Raw genomic sequence first — 3,931 nt, forward strand, 5'->3', positions numbered from 1 at the left:
CAACCAGGCGCCGGCTTCGCCGCTAATTCAATTGGGATAGAGCTGCAATGTAGTTTTTTAGTTCCCAATGCTGTGTTCGAATTTGCCTGTTATGTTTTATCAGTTTGATTGCTGTTTAGTAGTTGAGTAACGATCGGTTTGCTGGCTTCACCAAAATATATTGAACGATGAGGAAACGGTATTTCAATACCTTCGGCGTCAAAGCGATACTTTAAGCGCCGGCGATATTCGCGACCCACATCCCATTGTTTGATTGGCTTTGTTTTCAGTCGGCCTTTAATAGTGACGGCAGAATCGGCGAAATTATCTACCCCAAAAATTTCCACGTCGCTAACCATAAGTGGTCCGAATGTGGAATCCTCCAGCATTTCTTTACCTACTTGTCGCATAAGTTCCATTACCTGGTCCACGTCTTCTTTATAAGCTACACCAATATCAAAAACATAGGCGGACCACTCATTGGTTAAATTAGCCAACGTGTTCACGGTACCGTTGGGAAAGACATGTACCGTGCCGGATAGATCTCGTAAAACGACTGTGCGGAAGTTTACCTTTTCCACCAGTCCTCCGGTTCCATTGACTACAGCCACATCGCCGACTCGGATTTGATCTTCCAGAATCATGAAGAATCCGGAGATAACATCTCGTACCAGGTTTTGTGCGCCAAAGCCAACCGCTAAACCTACTATGCCGGCGCTTGCCAGAATTGGGGCGATATCCACACCCAGCTCTCTTAGTATAACCAGTCCAACAACTACCCACACCACTATGATGACAGCCTGTCGCACTAAACGAATCAGGGTTTCTACTCGTTTTTGCTGCTCGGTGGCGGCGTGCACGTCTTTGTCCGCGACTTCTAGCAGGTGTTGTTCCATTTTGTATAACATCCTTCGCACAATTTTTAAGCCGATCCAGGCGGCGAACAAAATAAATAAAATGCGCAAAGTTGAAAACATCAATATTTCCCAATTGATTTCGCCAATAAATTTTTCTACTAAGTCCATGGATATTCTCCATACATATACAGGATCAACATCAGCTGATTTATTAGTGTTTAATGCTGTTAATTAACAGCTAAGAACAGATTTTAACAAACCTATGGAATTAAGAAAAAACCATAAAAAGCAGGGTTAGACTGAAAATCAGAGAAAATGGGATCAGGTAACAATTGTTGCTACTATTAGAAACCAGTAGTTGTTGATATTTGGTGATAATTTTATTTAATACCGCATGTCAAGGGTTTGGAAAAAATACGGTAACAGGTGATAAAATAGATCTGATTTAATGGCAGGCATGGCTGAAAAAGACAATAAGAAATATCGTTCATGGTGCACTCTACGGCGTTTAAAGTGCCCGGACTCATTTTGTGTTTGTTATTTTAACTATCACTTACGTGGATACTGGAAACCATAACTTATGACTTTGTTGTTTGTTTATCTGGCAATCGCCATTGGGGTATCTTTTCTTTGTTCAATTCTGGAAGCGGTGCTGTTATCAATCACGCCTACCTATGTTGAACAGGCCTCTTCAAGCAAACCCCGAGCTGGAAAGTTGCTAAGTAAAGTGAAAGATCAGCTTGATGAATCACTGTCGAGCATATTAATTCTTAATACTTTTGCGCATACCATGGGTGCAGCTGGGGTGGGATCACAGGCCATGCAGGTTTTTGGTGCGGAATGGGAAACACTAATTGCTGTGCTTTTAACATTGGCAATATTATATTTCTCTGAAATTATTCCAAAAACATTAGGCGCCACGTTCTGGCGGAAGCTTGCAATACCGTCAGCGTTTATTATTACCTGGTTAGTAAGACTGGTTTATCCGTTGGTGTGGATTTCTACACGCTTAACAAAACTGTTTAGTAATAAAGAAAGTAACGAGATTACCCGGGAAGAAATTATTGCTTTGGCTTCGTTGGGACATAAAGATGGAACATTGTTTTCTCAGGAAAACGAGTATTTGTCCAATATATTAAGTTTGCGTGAGATTCGAACAGAACAGGTGCTAACACCCCGCAGCGTAGTGCACATGTTGAATCAGGACACCACTGTCACTGAAGCACTTGATCATCCACAGACGAAACAATTCACTCGCATACCTGTTTATCGTGACAGTATCGATGATATTCCCGGTAAAGTGATAAAGCGCGATTTATTTGAAGCTGAACGCAAGGGGCAGGGCTCAGCACCGATTAGTGATTATGTAAAACCGATCATTCGCGTGTCAGAAAAATTACCTGTGCAACAATTGCTCGACATGTTCATCAAGAATCGGGCACACTTGTTTCTGGTGGAGGACGAGTTTGGTCAAACTGCTGGCATAGTTACGCTGGAAGACGCAATAGAAACCTTATTGGGGCGAGAGATCGTTGATGAAAGCGACACTGTTGAAGATATGCAGGAATTAGCGCGTGGTAAATATCGCGAGCGGCTACGTTCCAATAGACAAAAAGATGAACAGGGAGCGTAAAAATTTAACGAGAGGAGGTATTATCAGGGGTGGACCACACGCTGTCATCTCCTCTTATTATTTTCTTTAACAGGTATTGGCGATAATTAATTCTTTTTGCAACATGCAGGATCACTGGAGCTAAGCAAGCAATGAATATGGAATTAATAAAACAATATTACGTTCAGTTCTCCGAAAAGTTTTTCAGTTGGGCGACAAGCCCGGCGTTTTATTCACAACTTGGGCTTGTATTGCTCGCCATTGTCATCGCTTATTCTTTAAGCGCTGTAATCAAACGCTATTCGCCCATATTCAAATCAGAACCTCAGCCTGGTCCCCTGCAATTTTTGCGTAAAAGTATCTACCAGACTAAGGACCTGCTTTTTCCAATTTTTATAGTCCTGTTTCTCGCAATCACCGTCGATCTGAGTGACTACCTGCTTAAGCAAAGCAGCCTGGTGCGTGTCTTCGAAAGCCTGGCGGTAGTACTGGTAATCTACTCGATACTGACACGGTTTGTTTCCAATGTCTTCATAAGATCCTTAATCAAATGGATAGTGATTCCAATCGCTATTCTGCAAGTAGTAGGTTTTCTGGATAATATTATCCTCTACCTGGAATCTCTCGTAGTAGAAATCGGCAATATAAAAATTTCTGCTTATGGCATTGTCAGGGTTGCATTATTTGGCGGTATCCTTTTCTGGTTGGGGCGAATTACCAACCAGACGGGTCAACGAATAATTCGTCAGCAACATCACCTGGATATGGGTACGCGAGAAGTTTTTGCGAAACTGTTTCAGGTAGCCCTGGTACTGGTTATATTCATTCTTCTTTTGCAGGTAATGGGTATCAACATAACGGCCCTTGCGGTGTTTGGCGGTGCCTTAGGTGTAGGGCTGGGTTTTGGTTTGCAATCAATTGCGTCAAACTTCATCTCCGGAATGATTTTGCTGTTAGACCGCTCGCTTTCCATAGGTGATTACATTGAACTTGCCGATGGACGGACAGGCACTATTCGCGAACTCAACATGCGTTCTGCAACACTGGAGACTTTTGATGGCAAAGACATTATGGTTCCCAACGAACAGTTTATTACATCAAATTTCATAAACTGGACCCACAAGAATAAAAAGCAACGCTATTCGATAGAATTTCAGGTGGCGTATAGCACCGATTTACACAAGTTATTTGATATTTTGAGAGAGGTTGTTGCCAGCCATCCAAAAGTAATCAGTGGCCCAGATATACCAATTGAAGAAAGGCCGGATGCAGAAATTTGTGGCTTTGGAGATTCCGGTGTAGACATACTGGTTGAATTCTGGATGGAAGGTATTGATGACGGTGAGAACCGTGTCGGTGGTGATTTGTACCTTATGATATGGGATGCTTTGAAAGAGAATAATATTCAAATTCCGTTTCCGCAACGTGAAGTTAAAATTCTTGATGGAGCCAATGCCTGATAAAATCAAAAGTAAAACAGCAG

General features: G+C 42.2%; 3 protein-coding genes. 2 read left to right on the top strand and 1 reads right to left on the bottom strand.

Annotation, left to right across the window (positions count from 1 at the left end):
- Positions 1–89: 89 nt before the first annotated feature.
- Positions 90–1,004: a mechanosensitive ion channel family protein gene (locus ACWVCM_RS00205; RefSeq protein WP_455199675.1), complete on the bottom strand. Its 915-nt coding sequence runs from the start codon at positions 1,002–1,004 to the stop codon at positions 90–92.
- 412 nt (positions 1,005–1,416) lie between these two features.
- Here ACWVCM_RS00205 and ACWVCM_RS00210 point away from each other — a divergent pair, with 412 nt between their 5' ends.
- Positions 1,417–2,469 (top strand): hemolysin family protein, encoded by a 1,053-nt coding sequence (locus tag ACWVCM_RS00210; protein WP_455199676.1) that lies wholly within the window; start codon positions 1,417–1,419, stop codon positions 2,467–2,469.
- Positions 2,470–2,606: 137 nt separating this feature from the next.
- Positions 2,607–3,908, top strand: coding sequence for a mechanosensitive ion channel family protein (locus tag ACWVCM_RS00215; RefSeq protein ID WP_455199677.1), 1,302 nt, complete (start codon positions 2,607–2,609; stop codon positions 3,906–3,908).
- Positions 3,909–3,931: the final 23 nt, after the last annotated feature.

It is taken from the genome of Kaarinaea lacus (assembly GCF_975902315.1).